Annotated in this window: 14 protein-coding genes; 5 read left to right on the forward strand and 9 right to left on the reverse strand. The window is 63.7% G+C overall.

The features are described 5' to 3' along the window. Positions 1-116 precede the first annotated feature (116 nt). The 5 genes from ACEK02_RS30660 to ACEK02_RS30680 all read left to right on the forward strand — a co-directional run bounded on the left by ACEK02_RS30660 (position 117) and on the right by ACEK02_RS30680 (position 3,380). On the forward strand, positions 117-1,229 hold the full coding sequence (locus tag ACEK02_RS30660; RefSeq protein ID WP_371425240.1) for a type II secretion system F family protein: 1,113 nt from the start codon (positions 117-119) through the stop codon (positions 1,227-1,229). Between the two features lie 32 nt (positions 1,230-1,261). Beyond that, positions 1,262-1,726: a type II secretion system major pseudopilin GspG gene (gspG, locus tag ACEK02_RS30665; RefSeq protein WP_371425482.1), complete on the forward strand. Its 465-nt coding sequence runs from the start codon at positions 1,262-1,264 to the stop codon at positions 1,724-1,726. Continuing rightward, positions 1,701-2,186 (forward strand): hypothetical protein, encoded by a 486-nt coding sequence (locus tag ACEK02_RS30670; RefSeq protein WP_371425242.1) that lies wholly within the window; start codon positions 1,701-1,703, stop codon positions 2,184-2,186. Before gspG ends, ACEK02_RS30670 begins: the two co-directional genes overlap by 26 nt. A 170-nt stretch (positions 2,187-2,356) precedes the next feature. Continuing rightward, entirely contained in the window at positions 2,357-2,758 is a 402-nt protein-coding gene (locus ACEK02_RS30675) for a hypothetical protein (protein ID WP_371425244.1), read from the forward strand. Then, a complete protein-coding gene (locus tag ACEK02_RS30680) occupies positions 2,727-3,380 on the forward strand; it encodes a prepilin-type N-terminal cleavage/methylation domain-containing protein (protein WP_371425246.1) in 654 nt (217 codons plus the stop codon). Before ACEK02_RS30675 ends, ACEK02_RS30680 begins: the two co-directional genes overlap by 32 nt. 254 nt (positions 3,381-3,634) lie before the next feature. Here the strand turns inward: ACEK02_RS30680 and ACEK02_RS30685 are convergent, their stop codons facing one another. From ACEK02_RS30685 to ACEK02_RS30725, 9 genes are all read right to left on the reverse strand, one after another. After that, positions 3,635-3,892: an integrase core domain-containing protein gene (locus ACEK02_RS30685; protein WP_371425484.1), complete on the reverse strand. Its 258-nt coding sequence runs from the start codon at positions 3,890-3,892 to the stop codon at positions 3,635-3,637. Beyond that, positions 3,820-4,305, reverse strand: a complete 486-nt coding sequence (locus tag ACEK02_RS30690) for an IS3 family transposase (RefSeq protein ID WP_371425248.1) — start codon at positions 4,303-4,305, stop codon at positions 3,820-3,822. Before ACEK02_RS30690 ends, ACEK02_RS30685 begins: the two co-directional genes overlap by 73 nt. After that, the gene (locus ACEK02_RS30695) at positions 4,305-4,655 is read right to left on the reverse strand and encodes a transposase (protein WP_371425250.1); all 351 of its coding nucleotides are present in this window, start codon (positions 4,653-4,655) and stop codon (positions 4,305-4,307) included. Before ACEK02_RS30695 ends, ACEK02_RS30690 begins: the two co-directional genes overlap by 1 nt. Positions 4,656-4,789: 134 nt before the next feature. After that, complete coding sequence (locus ACEK02_RS30700) at positions 4,790-17,110, reverse strand: filamentous haemagglutinin family protein (RefSeq protein WP_371425252.1); 12,321 nt, start codon at positions 17,108-17,110, stop codon at positions 4,790-4,792. Between the two features lie 271 nt (positions 17,111-17,381). Further along, complete coding sequence (locus tag ACEK02_RS30705) at positions 17,382-18,359, reverse strand: FecR domain-containing protein (RefSeq protein ID WP_371425254.1); 978 nt, start codon at positions 18,357-18,359, stop codon at positions 17,382-17,384. An 85-nt stretch (positions 18,360-18,444) separates the two neighbouring features. Continuing rightward, positions 18,445-18,969, reverse strand: a complete 525-nt coding sequence (locus tag ACEK02_RS30710; RefSeq protein WP_371425255.1) for an RNA polymerase sigma factor — start codon at positions 18,967-18,969, stop codon at positions 18,445-18,447. Positions 18,970-19,017: 48 nt separating this feature from the next. After that, the gene (locus tag ACEK02_RS30715) at positions 19,018-19,884 is read right to left on the reverse strand and encodes an STN domain-containing protein (protein WP_371425257.1); all 867 of its coding nucleotides are present in this window, start codon (positions 19,882-19,884) and stop codon (positions 19,018-19,020) included. A 481-nt stretch (positions 19,885-20,365) separates the two neighbouring features. Continuing rightward, the gene (locus ACEK02_RS30720) at positions 20,366-21,268 is read right to left on the reverse strand and encodes a GNAT family N-acetyltransferase (protein WP_371425259.1); all 903 of its coding nucleotides are present in this window, start codon (positions 21,266-21,268) and stop codon (positions 20,366-20,368) included. 30 nt (positions 21,269-21,298) lie between these two features. Further along, positions 21,299-22,492 (reverse strand): acyl-CoA dehydrogenase family protein, encoded by a 1,194-nt coding sequence (locus ACEK02_RS30725; RefSeq protein WP_371425261.1) that lies wholly within the window; start codon positions 22,490-22,492, stop codon positions 21,299-21,301. Positions 22,493-22,612: the final 120 nt, after the last annotated feature.

Consider the following 22,612-nt stretch of genomic DNA (forward strand, 5'->3'; position numbering starts at 1 on the left):
TGGAGCCGATGACAATAACGGCGGACATCGCCATGACCCGTTTCAAATATACCGCCCTGTCGCTCGAAGGAGCGTCGCTCACGGGAGAGGTCGAGGCGGCGGATGATGCGGCGCTCGTGGCCGATTTCGGCCGCCGCGGGCTGATGCTCGTCTCTATCAAAAAGCTCGGCGACCGCCAGAACGGTGCGTTTCTTTCCTGGCCGATCAATCAGCGCGCGGTGACGGCCTTTCTGGGCGAGCTGGCGCTGGTGCTGCGAAGCGGGCTGCCGCTTGACGAAGCGCTGGAGGTCGCCGGCCGTGACCTGCCGTCCCGCCTCGCCCAAACGGTGGCGCAATTGCGCAGCGACATCTTGGGCGGTTCGACCCTGGTGCAGGCGCTTGGGCGGCACAAGGACGTGTTCTCCGGCGATCTCGTCGCGATGACTCGGGTCGCGGAGGTTACAGGCGACCTGGACGGCGTCATCGCAGCCAGCGCCGCCGAACGCGAACGCGGACATCGCTTGAACGAAAAAGTACAAGGCGCACTTCGCTATCCCGCCTTTTTGATCTCGTCGGCAGTGCTGGTGCTGGTGTTTTTTCTGGTCCAGGTCATTCCGCAATTCTCGTCGCTGTTCGCCGACTCAGGCAAGGATCCCGGCATTCTCGTCAGCGGCCTGATGGAGTTGTCGCGCCTGCTCGTCGACAACGGACAGTCGCTTGCGATCTGCGCAGCATTGCTGCTTGCGGCGACGCTCGCGACCTGGCGAAGTCCGGCAGCGCGCGCCGCCATCACCCTGTCGCTGTTGCGGCTGCCGGTGATCCGGGGAGTCGCCACGCTGTGGCTGACGACGCGTTTTTTGTCAAACCTCGCAGTTCTGGTCGGCCAGGGCGTTCCGCTGACCGAGGCCCTTGCCGTGCTTGGAAACATGTTCGGCATCGAGGCACGAACGGCACTTGCAACGGCGCGAGATGCGGTGCGGCGGGGCGGACGGCTCCACGAAGCGCTCGGTGCCAGCAGTCTCTTCCCACCGGTGGCCATCCGCATGGTGCGAATCGGCGAAGAGACTGGCGAATTGGCGAAGGTCGCAGCCGAGGCCGGAGGGCTATACGGACGCAAGCTGGAAAAGCGGTTGGATCAGATCGCCGGCCTGATCGGCCCGATCGCGATCCTGTGCATCGCCGGGCTGATCGGCGGCCTCATGGTCACGATCATGTCGGCGCTCATCAGCGTAAATGACGCGGTTCAATAGCGGGGCGGAAGATGACAACACGATCCGATGACATGCCAAGTGTGTTACGACAGCGCGATCGCCGCGGTCGTTCGCGAACACTCATTGCGCGTCGCGCGGGCTTCACGCTTGTCGAGATGCTGGTCGTGCTCGCCATTATCGGGCTGATCGTCGGCCTCGCCGCGCCGCGCGTGTTCAACCAGCTTGCTCAGGCAAAGAGCCGCACCGCCAAGGTGCAGGTCGAAAGCCTCAAGAGCGCGCTAGATCTTTTCTTTCTCGACACCGGCCGCTATCCGAGCACCAGCGAAGGCCTCGCGGCACTGGTCGTGCGCCCGTCCAGCGGAAGTAGCTGGAACGGACCCTATGTGAAGTCGACAACCGTTCCCCGCGATCCTTGGAATCATGACTATCTGTATCAATCCCCGGGCAAAGACGGGCGCGCCTACGAAATCGTCTCGCTCGGTGCCGACGGCCGCGAGGGAGGAAACGACAGTGCTGCGGACGTCACGAGCTGGTAGCGCATCGAGGCCACATAACGGCGGCTCGGCCGGCTACATCCTGCTTGAACTGGTCGCCGCGCTGGCGTTGATCGGGTTTTTGGTCGTGATGGCTTTTCCTGCGCTCACGCAAGGGACCAACCAGCCGAGGTTTCGCGCCTTGTCGATTGGCACGGCAACGCTGCTGCGCGATGCGCGCACGAGTGCCATCGCCCGTGGCAGCGAGGTCTATGCCGTTTTCGACCGGCGCCGCCGGACTATCCAGACGGGAAAGCACGTCGTCTCCATTCCTACCGATGTCGAGGTCGGATTGCTGGCAGGAAGCCGCTGCGAAGCAAGCGGCGAGCGCATCGTGATCGCGTTTCGTGCGGACGGCAGCAATTGCGGCGGCGTGTTCCGTTTCGCCCGCGGTGATCGCACCAGCCGGGTTCGCCTCAACTGGCTCACCGGTCATGTCGAGATATTGCAAGGCAGTGGATAGCCATCCTGGGTCAGGGAGCCGGCGTCGCTCAGCAGATGCGCAGAGCTCCGTGCTGGAGAAGCGGCTTCGAAGCTTCCAACGGTCCATGTGGATTTGACGGAGAAGACAGAATGCGTCCGAACGGCAGAGTCCGGTTTGCCGCGAGGCGCACTGAGTGCCGCGCCGGCTTCATGCTGCTCGACGTCCTCGTCGCGCTGGCTGTTGCCGCGCTGTTCATCGGCGTATTGGCGCAGGTCCTCGCGAGCGCGTGGCAGGGCCACAAGCGCCCCATGGAGCGGGTCGCAGCATTAAATATCGCGCGCAGCATTGCCAGCCAGGCCTCATCGGATAACGGACGATTTCGAGGCGACGGCCAGGTCGGCCGCTTCGCTTACAGGACCGAGATCGCCCCGCTCGTCATCGAAGCGCGCGAGAGCGGGCTGGCCCCTGCCCCCGACAGGCTCGAGGCGATGGAGAAACTACGCGCGGCCGATGTCGGCGGCGCGCGCCCACAACAGATGACGATCTTTGTACGTGGCCCATCCGGAAGGAGACTGTCGTTTGAAGCCATCAGGCTCGACGCACCGAGGTAATCGTCGCCGCGGCTTTGCACTACTGGAGGTGCTGGCCGCGGTGGCGCTGACGGCTGCATTTGCGGCGATGGTGCTACCATTCGTCGGCCGGATGGTCGAACAGTGGTGGCGCGGCGCTGCCATGATCCAGGATTCCGACGCCTGGATGCAGTTGACGGCCCGCCTCTCCGCCGACCTCGCGCAGGCGATCCCGCTGCCGGGAACAGGACAGAGCGGACTCGCGTTCCGCACCAGCCGCGACGTCGTGGTGTTCGTGCGGCCGGCACGCCCTGGCAGCGAGGCCGGCGGGCTGCTGATCAGCGCCTATGTGATCGAACGGACGCGCAGCGGTGACGCTTTGGTCAACTATTCTGGCCGCTTCAGCCCGTATCTGCTGGATGTCGATCCCCGTTCGTTCGGCACGGCGACTGCGATCATGACCGGCGCCTTCCGGTTCTCCTTCGCTCCCGTCGGCGCGGACGGCAGCCGCCCTGAGAGGTGGTCCGACCGCAAGGACCTGCCGCAACGCGTCGAACTGACGGTCAGTCCGATTGCTGACGGCGCGGCACCGATCCCGATAGCACTGCCGATCGTTGCGCAGGCACCGAAGGGGCCAGCGACAACGCGCGCGACCAGCCAGTGATCGGGACGGCCAGCGTCGTTAGCGCAGGAGCCAGGCTCGAACTGCCCCTGGCATGCGAGCCTCCTGTTTTGTCGTGGCGCGTTTTTTAATGCGAAGCGGCGACCGCTTCGCATTATTGTTGCGCCGCCCGGTCCCGACAGACGGATGTGTGATGCACCGGATGCGTCCCCGGCTTGCGGTCCCGCATAAGCGGCCTGTCATTCGGCCTGCAATATTGACCCCGTAATGGAGTGGGCCCCCCGAGGTGGACGGGGTCAGGCCACTGGATTGACTGTCTGCCGGGCGTGTTGGGTCTCAAACTGTACAGGACTAATATAGCCGAGGGCCGAGTTGAGCCTTCGGGTATTGTAGACGCCATCGACGAATTGGGAAAGATTTTCGACGACGTCGGCGAATGTCTCGAACGCCATTGGATAGACACCCTCAACCTTGAGCGTCTTCATGAAGCTTTCGGCCTTGGCGTTGTCGTACGGATTGCCTCGCCGCCCCCATGGACCCTTCGATGCCGTGATCGGCCAGGCAGTCGCGGTAGACCTTGGCGGCGTATTGGGATCCGCGATCGGAATGATGGACGCAGCCGGGCGGCGGCTGTCGCCCCTCGATCGCGACGGAAAGGGCAGCGAGCGTGGTCGGGTCGGTCCATGGCCACGGTCTTGGCAAGGTTTGGAAAGATCGGTTGGTCGTGATCGCTATCGGTCGTTGTCGTGAATCGGCGTCGCATTCTGGGTTGGAGGTCATGCTCGCGCATGAGACGGCGGACCTTCTTGTGATTGACGACCACGCCTTGCTGCCTGAGGGCGGCCTGGACCCGGCGCCAGCCATAGTGCCCGAACTCGTCGCAGATCCCAGCCATCGCCGAGACGATGGCGGTGTCGTCGGCCGCACGGATCGGTTCGTCGTAGAAAGTGGAGCGGGCCATTCCCATCAGCCTGCATCCCTCGGCAACGCTGATGCCGCGGGGCCTACAATAGCGGATGTGGTCTCGCTTCTCGGCCGAGGTCGTGGCCGAAGAGCCCCCTTTAGAAACTCCAGTTCGAGAGCCTGCTTGCCAACCAGGCGCTCGAGCGCAGCAATGCGCGCTTCGTAGGTCTCGAGCAGATCGGCGGAAGCGACGTCCTCGTCGAGCGCGCCGGCCTGATACTTGTCGACCCAGATCCGGATCAGGTTACGGGAGACATTGTGCCGCTTAGCGAGCCCGTGCAGCGTCTCGCCGCTCAGATAGTCCTGCGACACCTGCCGTTTGAACTCGACGCTGTGGGTTCGCTGCTTTGCCATCGGCCTTCATCCTCTGAAAGCCCGGCCGTCCGGTCAATTACTGAAAGCCAACCCGTCCACCCCGGGGGGCCCACTCCAATCCGGGGTCAAATTTGAACGCCGATTGACAAGCGGCCCGCCTATCCGGCGCCGCATTATGGCGCCGACGCATTCCCCGGACGGCCGGTGAATCGCTTCTGCTCATCGCTGTTCGCTTCACCGAGTCCGGTCACCTGGAGCGCGCTGTTGTAGTTGTAGCTCTGGCGCTTCTTGATAGTGTAGACCTCGGCTGGCGGGGCTTCGGGCGTGCTGCCGTCGCCACCGCCGTAACCGACCACCTCAACGATGATAACCGACGGATTGGCGCTGGTGTTCGCAGCCGGCGCAGAGGCCTGCTGGGTCGCGGCAGCGGCGTTGGATGCCGTCGTCAGCGCGCTGACATTCACCGCGGGCGCCGACGGCATGCCGACGGTGATGCCGCCGACCTGGGCATTATAGGCGTTGAGAACCTGCGTCGCGACCAGGGTCAGATTGCCGGCGGCCCGGACGCCAGCAGCGCCGAGGTCGATGACGCCGCGCGGCGCCGCCAATGTCACATTGCTGTTGGCCGGATCCTGTCCCGGCAACGTCACCAGTGCGGCAATGCCTGCGCCAGTCACGAGGCCGTTGGGATTGACGCGGCAATAGCCGCCGACGTCGCAGATGAGCGAAATCACCGGGCTGCTGATCAGCGTCTTCGGCCCTGATCCGGCGTCGATGTCGCCATTGGCGACAAAGACATCGACGTCTCCACCTTGCGCTGTCGTGATGCGGCTCTGATTGGTCCGGATGTCGCGATTGGTGAAGATGCCGATCGAACCGCCGGCTGTCGTGACAATGCCCTGCTGGTTCTGATTGAGGATGTCGCGTCCGGAGGTGCCGGCGACGATGCCGCCGCCGGGCCCGAGGATGGTGATGTTGCTGTTCATCTGGGTTTGCACCAGTGACAGCGCGACATTGAGCCGACCGGTGGGCGCCCCGACGCCGTCGCGACCGCTCGGATACCCTAGGCTTTCCGGGAACAAGGTGGCGATGGCATCATAGGCGCGCTGGTACTGACCGAAATACGAACTCGCGGGATCCTTGTAGTCTCGCGCGACCTGGCTGAGAAAATCCACGAAGACGCGCTGGACCAGAAGTTGCTGCCGCACCGGCGGCAGACTTTGGAACCTCGCCCAGGCTTCGTTGCGCGATTGGCCGAGCCTCGTCGCGATGCCCGCGAGCAGATCGATGCCCATACCGCCGGCATGCGCCGGATCAACATACTGATCGATCGCGCCGGCATGGTTGATGCCCGCACCGACGCCGAACAGCAGATGGAGATCGGCGCTCTGCCGCGGCAGATACGGTCTGATTTCAATATTGGCGAGGCCGTTGCTGTTGCCTGCATTATTACTGCCGTCGCCGATCGCGAGCACGCCCCTGTAGAGCGGATTGCTGGTACCGGTGCCGCTAAACCCGCTTTGCAGGAACGGGCCCATATTGCGGCCGGCTGAGAGCAGCAATGCGCCGGGGCCATAGATCGTGAAGGCGCCGCCGGTCATATCCTTCCCGGCGATCACACTGGTGACGTCGTCGGCGTGGTTGTTCTGACCGGTGAGACTGAAATCGCCGACATTGCGGCCAGCCCGGATCAGCGCCGGTTCGATCAGCGAAAGGTGATTGCTTCCGTAGGAATTTACCTGGGTCGCATTGCCGATGATATCAAGCCCGGCTGCAATGACCGACGGCTCGGCGTCGCCGGCGTGCAAGGGCGTCGTCAGATTAGAGAGCGGAATACCCAGCGGGCTGATATATTGCCCAAGGACGACGCGCACGCTGCCGATATATTGCGAGGAGCTCGCCAGCAGATCCGGCATGTTCAGCGCCCCGGTCCAATTGACCGAACCGGCGGCCAGGATATCGAGACCACCATCGCTCGACGGCACCAGCCCCGGCCAGATACTGACACTACGACCTTGGACAAGCTTCAGCGTGACGTCGCCGTTGAGCGCGGTCAATGCCACCTTGGCCGGCCAGAGCATACCCGTGGCGGCGCTGGGATCGACGCTTCTGCCTTTCAGAAATACTCCAAATTCGGTGCTGTCCGACAGCGAGAGCATCGAGACACCGCCCAGCAGACTTGTGAGCGCGACGCCGCTGCCGCTCGCTGCCGGCAGACCGCCAGGCAGAGCGATGCCGTAACTGGTGAATGTCGGACCGGCCCCCGCCGTCGAGGCGGGATCATAAATCCCGGAGATGGCGACGGCACCCCTCGCTGTCAGGTCGATAAAGCCGTCCTGGACGGCAAGGAAGAGGTTCAGGTCCTCTAGCTGGTTGCTGGATCCACCTCCCGTGGTCCTGAGCCCGGTGACCGGATTGGTCGCGGTGACCTGGACCGCGCCGCCGACGCGGACATCGCCATTGCCGCGACCGACCAGAAGCGAGCCGCTGGTGAAATCGCCGCCTGTCCGCACCACGAGGTCGCCGCCGCCATAATACTTGATCTGCGGCAGCGAGCCGACGGTGTTGCCACCATGCACGAGAATGCTTTGCGGGATCGAAACCTGGAGATCGACGACATCCTTGCCGGCCGTAATGGTGACGTCACCGCCACCCAAAGCACTGACGCCGCGGAGAACGCTGCCAAAATTGACATAGGCAGCGGTCTGCTGGAAACCCGAGCCGGAAAACGGCGTGTTGCTGCCATTGGCGTTCCCCACGCGGGTATACCAGGCGTTCCATAATTGACCGGTGAAGCCAAAGCCAACGCCGGTCTGACTGCCATTGCCGAGAGGTGTATTGCGGTCCAGAGTCGACGCCTCGATGCCAATGATCGAGCCGCCGGCATTGATCGCCACTGCCCCGCCGTCGATCGCCCATACCGGGTGCGTAGCTATTCCGCTCCATGTCCTTGGAAGGCCAAGCGTAAACGCCGGCTTAGTGAAATCGCTCGGCACATCGACCACCCTGCCGGCGGTATAGACCGCGCCGGGCGCCAGAACATCGAGCCATTTCACATCGCGCGCCGCGCTGAAAGTGATCGAGCCGGTCCCGGTGCGCACCAGGCTGGGGATGTACTGAACGCGATTGGTGCCGACGAGACTGACATAGCCGGTATGCCCGTCGATGGTGATGTCGCCACCGGACGACTGCGACATCCTGACAGCGCCGGGATTGACCGACGGCGCGATGGCGGGATCGCCCGGATTGGCACTGCCAAGTCCCTCCGCGCCGGCCACGAAGTCGTAGGAGAACGAACCGGCGCTGGCGATGCTGGCCAGCATCAGATCGGCAACCGTGGTGGTGTTGCGCTTGTAGGTCTCGACCAGCACGTTGGAGTTGGTGCCGGTCCAGTTCGGATTGTTGGCGATGCTGTTGGCGACGATATTGGCGATCAGCGCCTTGCCGTCAGCTGCCGTGGTGAAAAAGCCGTCGCTGATCGTGGCGCGCACCTGGATGTCGTTGAGCGCGCGCAGCGTCAGCGTGCCCGCCTCCTTGGCGGCGCTGGTGCGGTAGGCCAGATCGGCCGTGCCTGCGGCCGCGTTGGTCACCGTACCGGCGCCGAAATTCCAGTTGCTGGCCACGGTGATGCTGCCGCCATTGACACTGCTACGCGGATTCACGAGCGCGATCTCCGGCCGCAAATGCACCAGCGATGCATCGACCGAACCGAAGCTCGCGGCCTTCACCGCGGCGGTGTTGCCCGCGAACAGCGTCTGCACGAAGTTCTTCAGCGTCGTCTGATAGAACGTGACGTGATCCGAGACGACCTGTCCCGCGCCCGGCGTGAAATATCCGGATCCCGTCAGCACCGTGACACCGGCCGGCGGAGCACTCAGATTGCCGTCGGTCTGGATCAGATTGAAGACCGGGGCGTAAACGTTGTCGACGGTGAGCCCCCGCATCATCGTCCAGGTGCCATCGACCATCACCAGACTGCCATCAGCCCTGTATTTGAACCAGCCAGCCGGATCGATGATGCCATCGAAATGCAGGCCGCCCGTGGTGGTATCGGCGGTGCTCCAGGTTGCATAGGCATCGAGCACGACGCCGGAGGTGTTCACGATCTGGCCGTTGACGCTGACATTGACAGTGTTGTCGGTGAGCAGCGGCGCCCGGACCGTCAGTTCGCCGCCCTTCCCGCCCGCACCCGGACTGAGATCTAGCGTCGCGCCCGCAGCGACGGACACACGACCCGATCCGCTCGGATCGACGTTCTGATAGCCGTAAACCGCATGATAGGTGCCGTTCGGCGTACCGGTGGTGCCGAGCGTAATGCTGCCGCCATTGGGGATCTGCGTCGATGTGCTGGTATAGCGCGGGTTTGCGGGATCGTCGCGCCGGTGAGAAACGTGGAGTCTCGCTCCCGCATTGATGCTCACCCCGCCGCTGCGCGCGCCGCCGGCGCCAGCGACGCCCGCGCCGAACAGCTTGATGCTGCCGCCACCTGACGTACGCGCGTCGATGGTGCCGTCGATGATGACGCTGCCGTCATTGGCGGTCAGATCAACCTCAGCCGAGGTCAGGGTGACGCCGCTTCGCACTTGCAGATCGCCATGGCCAAGCGTCAGCGCGAAACTCCTGGTGAAACCGGACCACGGCAGATCGCCGGCCAGATGGCCGGCATTGATCGACAGGGTACCGCCGAGATCGTCGAAAGCGGCAACGCCCTTGATCGTCCCGAACAGCGCCACTGTGCCGGCGTCGGCGCTGGCGATGGTCAGCGCGCCCGCATAGCCGCGCCCGGACGCCGACACATCGACGGTCGAGCCGCCGCCGATCGTCACGCTACCGCTGTTGGCGATCAACCGGACCGTTCCGCCCGGGGCGTAGGTCGTCCGGTCGAGCACAGTGACCGTCGAACCGGTGGCGTCAATCAATGCGCTGCCGGTCAATGCGACATCGCCGCTGGTCGCAGTCAATGTCACTTTTCCGGAATGGGCGACGATCGTGCCGCCGTCGGTGATCCGCGCGCCGGTCAGCGCCAGCGAACCGCCGATGTCGGTGGCGGCAACCAGCGGTGAGACGCCGGCCAACGATTGAATGGTGATGCCGCCCGTGGTGGTGAGCGACTGGTCGATCCCCGCGCGCACCACGAGGGCGGGCGCCGCGAGGACCACGTCGGCAATGCCCGCATCGATGCTGCCGTCGGCGGCGAACACGATGCCGCTTGCGCCGGTGATGTCGATGCGTCCGAAGCCAGAGAATTTCGATGCCCCGGCGCCCGCGATCAGTGTGCCGGCCGCATCCAGGCCCAGCGTGCCTCCGGTCCCGCCGAGTGCACCAGCCGTGCTGGTCGAGCCGCGGCTATTGGTCAGAACGATGTCCCGCGCATCGATGATCGCCTGCCCGCCTTGATGATAGAATCCGGCGCCATCGAATGTCAGCGTTCCGATCCGGTTCAACGTGTCGCCGAGAACAGTGCCGCCGGCGTCATAGAGATTGAACACGGATGCGCTGCGCAGCCGCAGCGACCGCGCGCCGGCGAACCGACCGAAATCGGGCGCCGACAGCCGCACGCCGCCGCTCAGGCCCGCAATATTGCCGAGGCTCAGCACGGGACCTGCGATATCGTACTCTTGCGCGTGCAGGATGACATTGCCGCCGAACGAGAAGCTGCCGCTGGTGTCGATCGACAAGGCAGTGGTCTCGATCAACGTGGGCGTGCCGGCCGTCGCAAGCATGGAGGTGCCCGGATTGGTGCCGATGGTTATGGCGCCCCCCGTCGCCGCCGGATCGCTCGCCAGCGTAAAGCTCCTTCGGGTGACATCGATCAGTCCACCGGCCGAGACACGCAGCAGCGAACCGAGATTGCCGCTGGCGGTAGCCTTGGCCACGATGGGCGTCTGATCCACCGCACCGGGCAGCCCGTGTGAGGAGATCACGCTGCCGGCATCGATGGTGATGCCGAGGCCACCATTGCGACTGGCGAGGATGACCGATGGGCCCGCGAGCGGATGCGCTTCATCAGTGAGCACCTCCAGATGCCTGGCCACGGCATCGATCGTTTGCTTGCCGATTTCATCAGCAGCGCCTGTGGTCGGATAGCTTACCTGCCCGCCGATCACGATCTGTCCGGCGCCCGAATTACTGATTTGATCGGCATCAAGCACGAGATAGCCGGCGCTTGACGCCGGCGCATCGCGCGATGCGCTCTTGACCAGGATGTTCTCGGCATAGATGCCGAGCACGCCGCCGCGTCCGCCCGCTGCCGGCGCCGCCAGTATCGTACCTGCCAGGGTGAGCGACGATGTCGCCCCGACCGAGAGCAGCCCGCCATCGATCGGCAAGCGCGGCGCCACTTTGCCAGCAGCATTGGCGCGATCGGCGAAATACCGGTTGCCGCCAGTGATATCGATACGCGAATAGCGCGTCCAGACATCGTTCGACTGCAACTGGAACAGGCTACTCGTCGCGTCGCGCTTGCCGGTCAATGCATTGGTCAGATGACCCGTTACATATTGCGCGCCGTCGGCGCCGCTTGCCGTCATGGCGAAGGATCGGACGAGATTGCCGGCCGATTGCACCACGCGATAGGCGCCGGGCAGCGTCGCATACATTCCGGGGAGCAGCGTATAGGTGCCGGCCGCAACGCCGTTGCCGCCGTCCAGATAGACCGCAGTCCCGGGGGCGATGCCCGCCAGCGTCGCGGGTGTCCCGGCAGTTTCGGGTGCCGCGGTCCTGCCGCCGGAGAAATACGGATAGGTAGCAAAGGTTGGGTCATAGGCGGCGACCGGCGCAAGATAGCTCGGCACCAGGGCATAGACCTGCCGGCCATCGGCATATTGCGTCGCGGTCGTGAAGCGCCGCGCCGACGTATCCGGCGTCACCTGATAGCTGGCAAGGATGTTGCGCGAGCCGCCGACGCCCTTGATAAATTCGGTCGCATAAATCTCGCCGCCGCCACTGATGTCGAGCACCGCGCCGGCCTGTTGTGCGAGATTGGCCGTGTTGAAGCCGATCTCCTTGACCGGCGGAGCGCCGATCTCCGCGCTAAGGTTCGTGTAATTCCCGGTATACCAGGCCGCTCCGTCGATCGTCTGGCCGTAGGGTACAGTCAGTCCGGCGGCGGAAACCGAGGTCAGACTGCCGGCACCGAGCGTCACCGTTGCGGTTTGGGTCACAACCGCACCGGTGGACACATCGGTGACGGCGGCAGGAAGCTGCGAGACATCGGTCAGACCGAGCACGATACTGCCGAGCGGAGCCCACAGCGTGCCACCCTGCACGATGTTATGTGCGTTGATGTAAAGTCCGCCGCCGGCGCTAAGCGGCGCCGATGCCGTGCCGTTCTGGCGGATCGTGATGCTATCGAATCCAGCCACGGTGCCGGTGGACTCAATCAGGAAATGCGTATCGGTAACCGGAAAGATCTCCGCCGCCGCCAGCGTCAGGTTGCCCGGCACATAGAATGCGCCGCCGAACGATGATCGCGCGGCGAGCTGCGCCAGCGTTTCGAAACCGTAATTGTCCGGCAGGGCACGGATGGCAGACGCACTGGTGAGCGATACGTTGCGTGCATTGCCGATCACCAATGACCGCTGCAGGTCGATCCACCCGGCGGAGACACTGAACGTGCCGTCGGAACTGGCAAGCGAGTCGACTGGCCTGCCGTTGTTATCGGACCCGACGAGGCGGACATAGCCCGCTTCCAGCGTCACGGTGGGCTGACCGATGCTGGCACCCGCGACATAGCCGGCAAGGTCGGGGATGCCTGGCACGCTCGGCTGATCCGACAAATCGGATGGCAATAGCCCGGACGCTGCCGGAAGCAGGACGATGCTGCCCTTCAAGGCCTGCAGCGTCAGCGCTCCCGGAACCTTAATGCTGAGCGAACCGGCGATCCCGATATTGCCGGGTGCCGTCAGACTGACGGAATCGAAACCGCTGCCGTTCAGCAGACCGGCGCCGATGAACGCTGTGCTGGTCAGCACGGCGCCGCTCGCCGGCAATCGAGGGACCATGGCGCCGAGCGCCTCGACGGTGGCCGGTGCGGAGCCGAAAGGCGCGACGATGTTGACGTTATCCGGCTCGATCACGATGTTGAACGGTCCATCCAGCAGCTTGCTGGCAATGCCGACCCGTGCCGCAAGGGCAGACGACACATCCACGCGCCCGATGGTCAGGATCCCGCCCGTTGCCTCCGGCGCCCCGCCGGACGCATCGACCTTTCCGGCAAAATATAGACTACTATCGCTGCTGCCGGTTGCGGCGCTGGCCAACCCAGCCAGTTGCAGATGGCCGCCGTCACTCCAGACCGCCTGCGGCAAAACCCTCCGGTCAAGTCCACCACCCGCCGGCGCATCGATTTTCGCCGAGGCCCCGCGCAGCAGAAGCCGCGCGCCCGCCTGCACCACCGTCAGCGGCGACGACAACGTGATGGTCCCAGCATCGAGCGCGGCGCCGGCCTGGTATCTCACATTTCGCGGATCGGGCAAGAAAGCGCCGCTGACGTCGAGCAGTGCGTCGGGTCCAATCCACAAGGCTCCGTTGGTGATGGCGCCATTCACGCTGTAGCTCGTCGCCCAGGCGCCCACCTCGCCTGCCGGCGCGACGATGTTGCCGAAAATTCGCGCCAGGCTTTGACTGACGACGGTGACGTTGCCTTGCGGCTCGACGATCAGGTTGGCGCCGCGATCGAGCAAAAAACCATGCGCCGACGAGGCTGCATCGCTGATGAAAGCATTGGCACTCAGTGTCAGGCTGGCCGGTTTGCGATATCCGTCGGCCAGTCGGCCCATCGGTGCGAAAACGCGCACCGGCGTGCCCGTGGGCACCGTATTCGCCGTTACCGGCGCCAGATAGTTGACCTGCGTCGGAGCCACCGTCGTGCCGGCCGTGACGGTCAGCCCGCCATAGGTGCTGGTGAGCGAATAGCTCGAAAAGGCGTTGTCGGTGAAAAACGACGATGGTACCACCAGCGTTCCTGCCGCAGTCGCGGAACCGGCCGCGCCGCCGGACGTAAACCAGCTTGCGATCGATGCCGGGGAGCCGCCGGTCGGCGCTGCCACTCGCGCGCTTATATCGCCAATCACCGACGCCTTGTTGTAGCTCGTGATCGTCGCCGCGCCGTCCCCGATGCGGATGGTCGGCGCCTGCAGGCTGAGCGTGCCGCCGCCGGCGAATCCCGCGGCAGAGACGGTGCCACCCAGCACGATATTGCCGTGATCCGGAAGATAGTCGTCACCCAGCGCAGCGAAGGGGATCAGCCGCGTGGCGTCGACCGAGCCGCCGAGCGGACCGCCAGCCGGGCTCTGCGGATAATAGTAATATAGCGATCCCGTTGCGATCGTCCCGTAGACGTGGCTTCCCGGCGTTCCATCTACATTTCGACTGACGATCACAAGATCGCTGGCGGCGACCTGTCGATCGCGGCCCCCATAGACCTGCCAGCCGGTGCCGTCGGCGCCGGCATAACTCGTCAAAGTTAGATTGCCGCCCTTGCCAGCCGCCAAGCCGTCCGACAGGGTCTTGAAGCGACCATTGACCCCGATATAGCCGCCACCCGAAACGTCGATCACGCTGCCCGGCGCCAGCACGATGCCCTGTGTGACGTCCTTCGACAAGACGATGTGCTGGTCCGGAGAACCCACGATCAGGGCGTCCGGATCCACAACTTCGCTGTGCTTGAACGTGGTAATGCTGACCGAGCCGCCATTGATGAAAGCCGCGCCTGTCGGATCGTCATATGCGCCCGTATCGTTGACCCACAGGCCGCGCACATCGAGCATCGCATGCGGCCCGATCACCACCGCCGGCGTCGATGGAACGACATAGATGCTCTCGCGCAAATAGTTCGACGCGATGGGATCGTAGCCGGCGAGCGCGATGCTGCCGCCGGGCGCACGCAGCGTGCCATCGATGGTGCTGACATTCTTGAGCGTGATACTGCCGCCTGGCCGCACCGCAAGCGTGCTGCCGGTGGCCATGCTCAGGTCATAGGCGCCGGTAATCGAGATCGATCCGAAGCCGGTCGCATTCAGCGTATCGGTGAAGATCGGAAAGATGCCGCCGCTCAGTTGCGGCATCCATTGCGCCATCGTCGGCGCATAGCTGGCGAGGTCGAACGGATCGGACGTCGTCGGCGACGACCGCAACTGGACGAAATAACCCTCATTGCCGCGCAGCCCGAATGTGACGTTGAGCGCTGCACCGGCAGGAAGCTCGTCGAGTCCGGCCTGGGTCCGCGTAACTCCGCCTTGTGCGAGCGACCGCTGCCGCCGGCCGGCAACGATGTCACCGATGATCGTTCCCTGCAGAATCGGATTTGCAGCGACGACGTCGACCGCACCTCCACTCCGGCCCGCAATATAGCCGGGCTCAAGGTACCCGTTCTTGTCCAGCGGACTATTGTAGATCTCAACGAATCCCCAATGCGCGTGGTTCACCGCGAAGCCACTAACCGTAGTGTAGGCGAGCGTCAGCGGCAGGTCGGCCTTGCCGATATTGTACATCCGCCCGTCAGACCCCAGCAGACGCGTCGTGTTGACCATACCGCCGCTGTACTGAACGTAGCCGCCGGAGACATTGAGCACCGAGCCGGGCTTTTGAATCACTGTCCAGCCACGCGCGTCGAAGCTGCCCGCCGCCGTCAGCAACTGGTCGATCGATACCGGAATCGCATCGGCATAGCCGGCCGCGTTGACGATCGGCGAGCCGACCCAGATCGTGCCGTCGGCGCGGGTGCCGCGCAACCGGATATCCATCGTGACAGTCTTGCCGATCAGCGCGCTCGCCAGCGGATAGTCGGCGATCTCGTTCGGCGTCACCAGAATGCTCACGAGGTTGGCCGACATCGGCAGTGTGACGCCGGTCAGGCCGGAGAGATCGATCGTGCTGCCCGCCTCGAGCACGATGTTGCCGACCGCCTGAGAGGCGTCGCCGGTGCCGTCGGCGACCAGCGCCAGCTTCGCGCCCGGCGCCTTGATCAGCATTCCGTCCGGGATCACGATCGACGACGATGCGATCGTGATCTGGGGTTGCAGGTTGCCGGCAAAATAATTGTCCTTGTTGACCGCACCGGCGACCACGGTTGCGCCGTCCTGCTCGGGCAGGATCGACAGGATGCTCTTCGCGCCGAACATGATCCGGCCGACCGTGCCGCTCGACCCGCTGGAGCCGGTGCCGCCATACAGGCTGATCGATCCGGACCGGTTGACACCGGTGGTGACATCGATGCCGCCGAATTGCCCGAGCGTTTCACCGGTCATGCTGACAGCGCCGGTGCGCGCCACCAGCAGCGCGTCGGTCTCGTTGACGACGACACCGCCCCCTGGAATCGCCGGGGAGCCTATCGGCAGTGTTGCACCCGCATCGTTTGGATAAAAGACGCGACCGATTACGTTGGCCTTCGTACCGGTGGCGGTCGCGACCGGTTCGGACAGATTGCCGGTGTTGCCGGCGAGCAAATGGATAGAGCCGTTCCTGATCGCGATGCTGCCACTATTGATGACCTTGGGCGCCATCAACGCGATGTAGCCACCATCATTCGAGCCGCTCACATTCGCATTCAGGCTCGCCCCAGCTTGCACTTGGATAGCGCCGCCGCCGAGCGATCCGAGCGTCTGATCGCCCATGCCGAACACGACGGAGTTGCCGGTGCGGCCACTCACGTCTGCAAGTGTGAACAGGCCATTCTGGAGGAAATAGGTGTTGGCGGACCCCTCATTGGGCGGGACGAAGAAATTTTGACCGCTCGCTTGCACATAAGTGGGCGTGCCGATACCGCCCGAATTGCTGAACGCGGTCGCCGCGCCGCTCGACCTGATGTCGTGTGTGGTGGCGATCAGCGAGTTGACGTTGATCTGGCTGGTGCCGGTGAAGATGATGCCGTTCGGATTGATGATCAGCACCGTGCCGTCGGCCTTGATCTGTCCCGCAATCTTGCTTGGCGAGCCGGTCGCGTCGATACGATTGAGCGCGATCCAGTCGCGATTACCCTGTTGGTCGTAGACCAGTGTCGTCTTCGCGCCGACATCGAATTTCTGCCAGGTCAACACTGCGCGCGACGCGGTCTGCCCGATCGTCACAATGGTCTGGTCGCCCTTGCTGGTTTCGACAGGAGCTCCAGCGTTGACCCACAGATTGGTCGTGCCCGCCGCGATCCGCGGGTCTGGCACCAGACCGGCGAGGCCGTTGGGAACATTGCTCGGCGCCGCAACCGCCGCCTGGCGCGCCATATCTTGCGTTGCGCGCATGGCCTGAAGTGCCTGGGTTGCCCGCAGCAACGCATTCGTACTCTGCTTGGCCAGCGCAGCCGCCTGTTGCGCGCCGATCGAAGCGGCATCCGTTGCCGACGTGACCATCGTTGCGGTGCCCCGGCCGCCGCCCAGCGAGCGCGCCTGGGCCGGGATCGCGGCCAGCAACGTCACCGCGCTGACACCGGCGAGAAGGGCTGCGCGATGGAAAAAATGGCGGGAGGTCGAAGCACGTAGTGTTGTGGCATGCAGTGTCAAGGCACGCCATGAACAGGCGTGAACTGGCGTAGCGGCAGACGTGCGGTTCAACATAGGCGCCCTTCCGAATTCCAAACCATGGATTCCAGCCATGGAACAAGAAGCGTCGGCGCGCAGTCGCTCCGTCCGCTTCTCTCTCTCTTCGCTAGACGAGATGATCGCGGGCGAACGCCAAAAATTTTTCAGGATTTTTTAATGAAGCCGCGACCATTGCCTGCGCGTTGCGCGCACGGCGGCAAAACGTCGCTGCATCACGTAGTGAAGCACGACTTCAACCGACAAGGACAATTCCACCCGGGAGTGTTTTCACCGGCGCTTTAAAGACATGACGGATTTGCGACATCACCGTGTCAAGGCGATTGAGTTCAAAGCGCGCGTTGACAGTGCGGCTCCCGAGCGCCTTGTCGATCAAGATGATCCTGCCGGTGCGATAGCGATTGACTTCGTCGATCACCCGGGCGAGCGGCGTATCGCGGAACACCAGCATGCCGTCACGCCAAGCCACCGCTTCCGGATCAGCGGTGGCGACCTCGCCCAAGCCGCGCGTGTCGTAGGACACTTGCCTGCCGGCTCCGAACGTGACGGACCGACCTTCGCAGTCAAGGCTGACCTCACCGTCGAGACAAGTCAGGCCAACCACGGTGCCGTCGCGGCGCAGGTTAAATGTGCCGCGCGGCGTCGTGATCCGGCCCGAGCCGGCTGTGACGACCAATTGCGGCTGCATCGTCGGCGCAATCGTGACGACGACCTCACCTGAAATGAGATCGATTCCCGGCACCGCATCGGCCAACCGCGTCGCGATACTGGTCTGCGTGTTCATCTCGAGGGAAATTGAATCGGCAAGGGTCACGTGCCGCTGCTCACCGGTGGTCGTTCTGTAGTCGGCGCCAAATTCGGCCAGCGACGGCCAAAGGTGAAGCGGCGGCTGCACCACCATGAATCCGGCTGCCGCCGCGGCCATAGCCGCCCCTGTTCCTAGAAAGACCCGGCGACTCGGCCGAAAGCCCGCAGGCTTGCCGACTGGCACAGAAACGGCACCAGTGCGGACCAGCACGGCCGCCGCCGCCTCAACTCCCCGCCAGAGACGGCCTGCGCGCGCCAGCGCAGCAGCGTGCGCCGGACTCGTATCGCGCCACCGGCGCAGGGATTCCATATCCGACTTCGTGGCTTCGCCCAGCGCAATCCGCGTAAGCCAGGTGAGTGCCTCACGTCGCAACGCCTCATCCTGAGAAGAGCTTGATTCAATCATCGTTCAGTGCTCTGGCAGCCGGCCGGCGACCAAAACCGCCGCCTCTTGTTACTAAGACGATATGAAATGCGGACAACGACATCTTTTATGAACAATTTTTTTCAAGAAAGATTTCACAAAGTTCCAGTGCCCGCTGCAGTTCAAGCTGGACGAGGCTTCTGGAAATATCCAGACGTTTGGCTATTTCCGAACGAGACAACTGTTCGAATTGCACCGCCACCACGATCGTGCGCTGCCGTGGCGTTAATCGGGCGAGCGCGCGGTTGAACGCCTCGAACTCGGATTGAGCTTCAACCGTGCGATCGGGGCCCGGATTTTCGTCGATCAGATCATAAAGCGCATCGACCGTGACGCGACGGGCCCGACGATTCTCGGTGCGCCAGCGGTCACGCGCCAGGTTAACGGCCGAGGTGAGAAGATAGGTCGACGGTCGAATGAGCGTCCCCGCCGATCCGGATCGATCCATTCGCAAGTAGAGTTCATGCAAGGTTTCACGAGCGAGGTCATCCGAGCCCAACCGTCTGGTCAGACGCCGCCGCAGATCGTCGTAATGATCGACGAGCAGTTGCCTTAGCGCAGCCCAGCTTGTTTCGTTATATTGGTGACTCATCGTTCATCACATGCGAACCGTTTGCGAGCTGCGCCAGACATTTTGTCTTCAGTCCTTTCCTGCTTCGGCGCAAATATCTCCATCGCGCGACGATGTCTTGTTGGTCAACATCATTGTAATCGGCTGCGGCATTTCAGACGGAGGCGGTTCGCTGAAGGACAGGCGCGACAAGATACTGGCGATCACGCGGTCGCGCGCCGGCTTGCCAGTCGAAGCGAGCAGCATCGGGTTGGCGATCGCGCCCGCCCCCGTGACCCAGAATCGCATAGCAACTTCAAAATCGTCTGGCCGCGTTTCCGGATAACGGCACAACGCCGCTATGATCCCGGCCTGAACACCACCGAGGAAATGATCGAACCTGGCGATGTACCGATGACGTTCCGCCTCGGCGCGCACACGAGGGTCCGGTGCTTTCGCCGGCACCAATGTGATGGCGCGCTCCGCCGTATAATCGAAATCAAGACCGGTTCCTGAAAGCAGCAGCCGCAGCGCGGCATCCGGCGTGTACAGGCCTCTGATCCCGCTCGACCGCCGGCCGGCCGCCAACGCCGCTTCATAGAGGACCTGGGTCCGACTGCTCGCACCGTAGGCATCGAGCGCCGCCTCAAGCGATTGCGACGGAATGTCGAATGAAATTCCGCGCGCTGTCTCGGCCCTGGCGGACGAGGTGAACCGCAGCAAGCCATGCACGCCTGCCGTTCCCTCCCTGGTGGCTATTGCCGCAATCAGCACCATGCAGACCATCCTGATCAATCGGAGGACGCGAGTGGCGGAACCGAGCTTCGACCATGCATGCCAACAACCGCGCGCTAAACCAAAAGCCCCGCGCCCCTCTACGTTTATGGGTTTGAATTTGCCCGCAGGACCCAAATCCCGAACGCCCAAAGCCGTCCCCGGTTTGAGTAAAAACGACAATCCCCGTGAAAGTTAGCACGGCAAATAAAATGGTTGGATGACAACCAGCGCGCGTTTGATCGTCGCCACGTCCAGACAGGTTGCAACCAGAGAAGGAGAATTCCGAGTTGCCGCAAAGCCAGGGCAGTCCCTATCGTGACATCAGGATAACAATGGCGATCGGTGGGTCCAGGCTATTGATTCAACAGTGCTAAAGTCCCCTCTCCGTCCGATCGACGCTGAATTCGGACTGATCGGCTGGTCGCCCGTCCACCAATCGCAAAACAGCGCCGAATAATCCCGCCAATCGCACGGCTCCGGAGATCGTCGAGAAGGTGCTGCACCTGCGCGCGACCTATCATCTGGGGTCGATGCGCATCGTCTGGTATCCGGCGCGCTTTGCTACCCATCCTAAAATCCTGGATTCAGGCGGTGCTTATATCCTGTTGCCGACGCATGGCGCTGACCATGGCGCAACAGCGTGCGCCTCATCCGTTTGCGATCACATGAAGCCGGGGTTGCGCGGCAGATACTGGGCCCAATTGCCGAATTCTCGCGACGACATCAGCAACATGGGAAATTTGATCCGCATTCCGTGCTCCATCGCGACGTTGAGAGCCGCCTCGCCTGTGCCAGGCAGAAACGCCGATACCTGCGACGAGCCGCTCTCGGCCGCCAGATGCAACGCTGTTCTCAAGGCGGGAGCGACAGCGTGGGGCTCCATGACTGCGAGCGGTCCGATATGTCCGCCGGCGTCCACATAGGCGTAGCCGGCCCAGTCGTTTCCGTCGTGGAGATTGAACCCTCTCGCCCCGCCCTCATTGATCAGATAGCGGTGATGCTTCACGCGCGAGACGCCAAGAACCCGCTCGTCCGCTTGCGCGAGCCGACGCAGGGTCAAGGCTTCTTCCTTGAGCGGCGTGACGTCGTATCGCGAGCCGTGCAATTTACCGATCAATTGCTCTTGCGATGCACTGACACTGTAGATGGGAAATCGCGGCAGCAGTCCGTGGCGGATATAGAGTCCTTGCGAGACTGTGTTGAAGCTGAAGGTGATGAGCACCTTGTTGGAAGCACCCGATTTATCGGCGTGCTCGAGAGTCCGCCTGATCAGCTCGTTGCCGACGCTCCGCCCCTGGTGATCGGGTGACACGAACAGCTGCGCCAGAAACCACATGTCGCCGCAGACCCAACTCCAGGCGAAGCCGAGGATCCGTTCGCCCTCCTCCGCCACCCAGAGACCGTCGGCATCGTCCTTCAAGGAAAACAGCTGAAATTTGGGAGGCGAGCAGACGGCCATGGGCCCGAAACCATGCCGCTCCGTGAGATCGTTGATGCTGGAGACGACAAGTCTATCCGCAAGTTCCAGATCCTGCGCACGCGCTGGCCGGCAGACCACAGACATCGGGTAACTCCGTTGGTTGGTCGCGTTACTTCAAAACCTCGCCGCTCCGGGATCGAGCCCGAGGGCCAGCCGGCCGGCGATGATGTAGTTGTTCGGACTCATCGCAATATGCTTCGCCGCGGCGCGCACATCGCGGACCGCACGCTCCAGGGCGCAGGTCTCGAAGATGGCGGCGGCGCCCGCGCTGGCGGCCAGCATGTCGGTGACGGACATCGCAGTCTCCGCCGCATGCGCGTTAGCGATCCGAATGTCCGCGCGTGCTTCCACCAGCCGCTGGCCGCCCGTATCGGTGGCCGCCATCAATTCCGCCATGGCATCGATCAGGAAGGCACGGGCGGCGTGAAGCATCGCTCTCGTCCGCCCCACCGTCGCCTGAACGGTCTCGTGATCGCGAAGCATGGCTCGGGTGCCGAGGCGACCTTTCCGGCAGGCCAGCTCCGCGAAAGAGGCAATGGCGCCGGACGCGATGCCGAGTGGCACCCCGCAGATGCTCCACGCGAACACCGATGATGGCGGCATGCGATAGAGCAGCCCGGGCTGGGTCGGCTGCAGCCCGAGAAACGGATGGGCGTGAGCCGCCGGCACGAAAACATCCCGCGCCTCGAAATCGCAACTTCCAGTGCCGCGCAGTCCGGACACATGCCAGTTGTCGAGGATGATCACGTCTGCCCGGCCGAGATAGCAGCAGAGAAGCGGCGAATTGGGATCCTCGGGCCTGACGCTGGCCAGCACCATGAACCGCGTCGCGTGATGAGCGCCGCTGCCAAATGGCCATCGCCCGTTGATGCAATAGCCGCCATCGACGGGAGTCGCAGTGCCGACCGCACCGGTCGAGCTGGCGACGAAGGCATGCCGGTCGGCGAACCAGTCGCGTGCAACGGCGTCACCGAGATAGCCGCCGATACGGCTCATGCCGCCGCCGTTGCCGACGAGCCAGCCGACCGAGCCGTCGAACGCCGAGGCGGCCTCGACTATTCTCATGAACTCGATGGGAGACAGTTCGGGGCCACCGAGTGCTTCGGGCAGCCATAGGCGGAATAGGCCTGCGTCGGCGAGCGCCGCGAAAACCGCCTCCGGCAATCGGCGGCCGCTGTCGAACTCGTCGCGCTGCGCGGCGATCAGCGGGGCCAGCGCCCGGACGGCCTCCAGCATCCGGCAACCCCGGTCGGGCGCATCGGCAATCATGGCCGGGACGGCACGAACCATCAGATCAGACTGCGCCATGACCGTCGGCCTCCACCGCACTGCAGAAATCGCGCATCGAGCAGCTCTCGAAGTCTTTCAGTACGGTCGCAGCATGATCGCCCGTTCCCCGGCCGTCCTGAATCTGTTCCGAAAAAGTTG

It is taken from the genome of Tardiphaga sp. (assembly GCF_041424195.1).
Classification (GTDB): domain Bacteria; phylum Pseudomonadota; class Alphaproteobacteria; order Rhizobiales; family Xanthobacteraceae; genus Tardiphaga.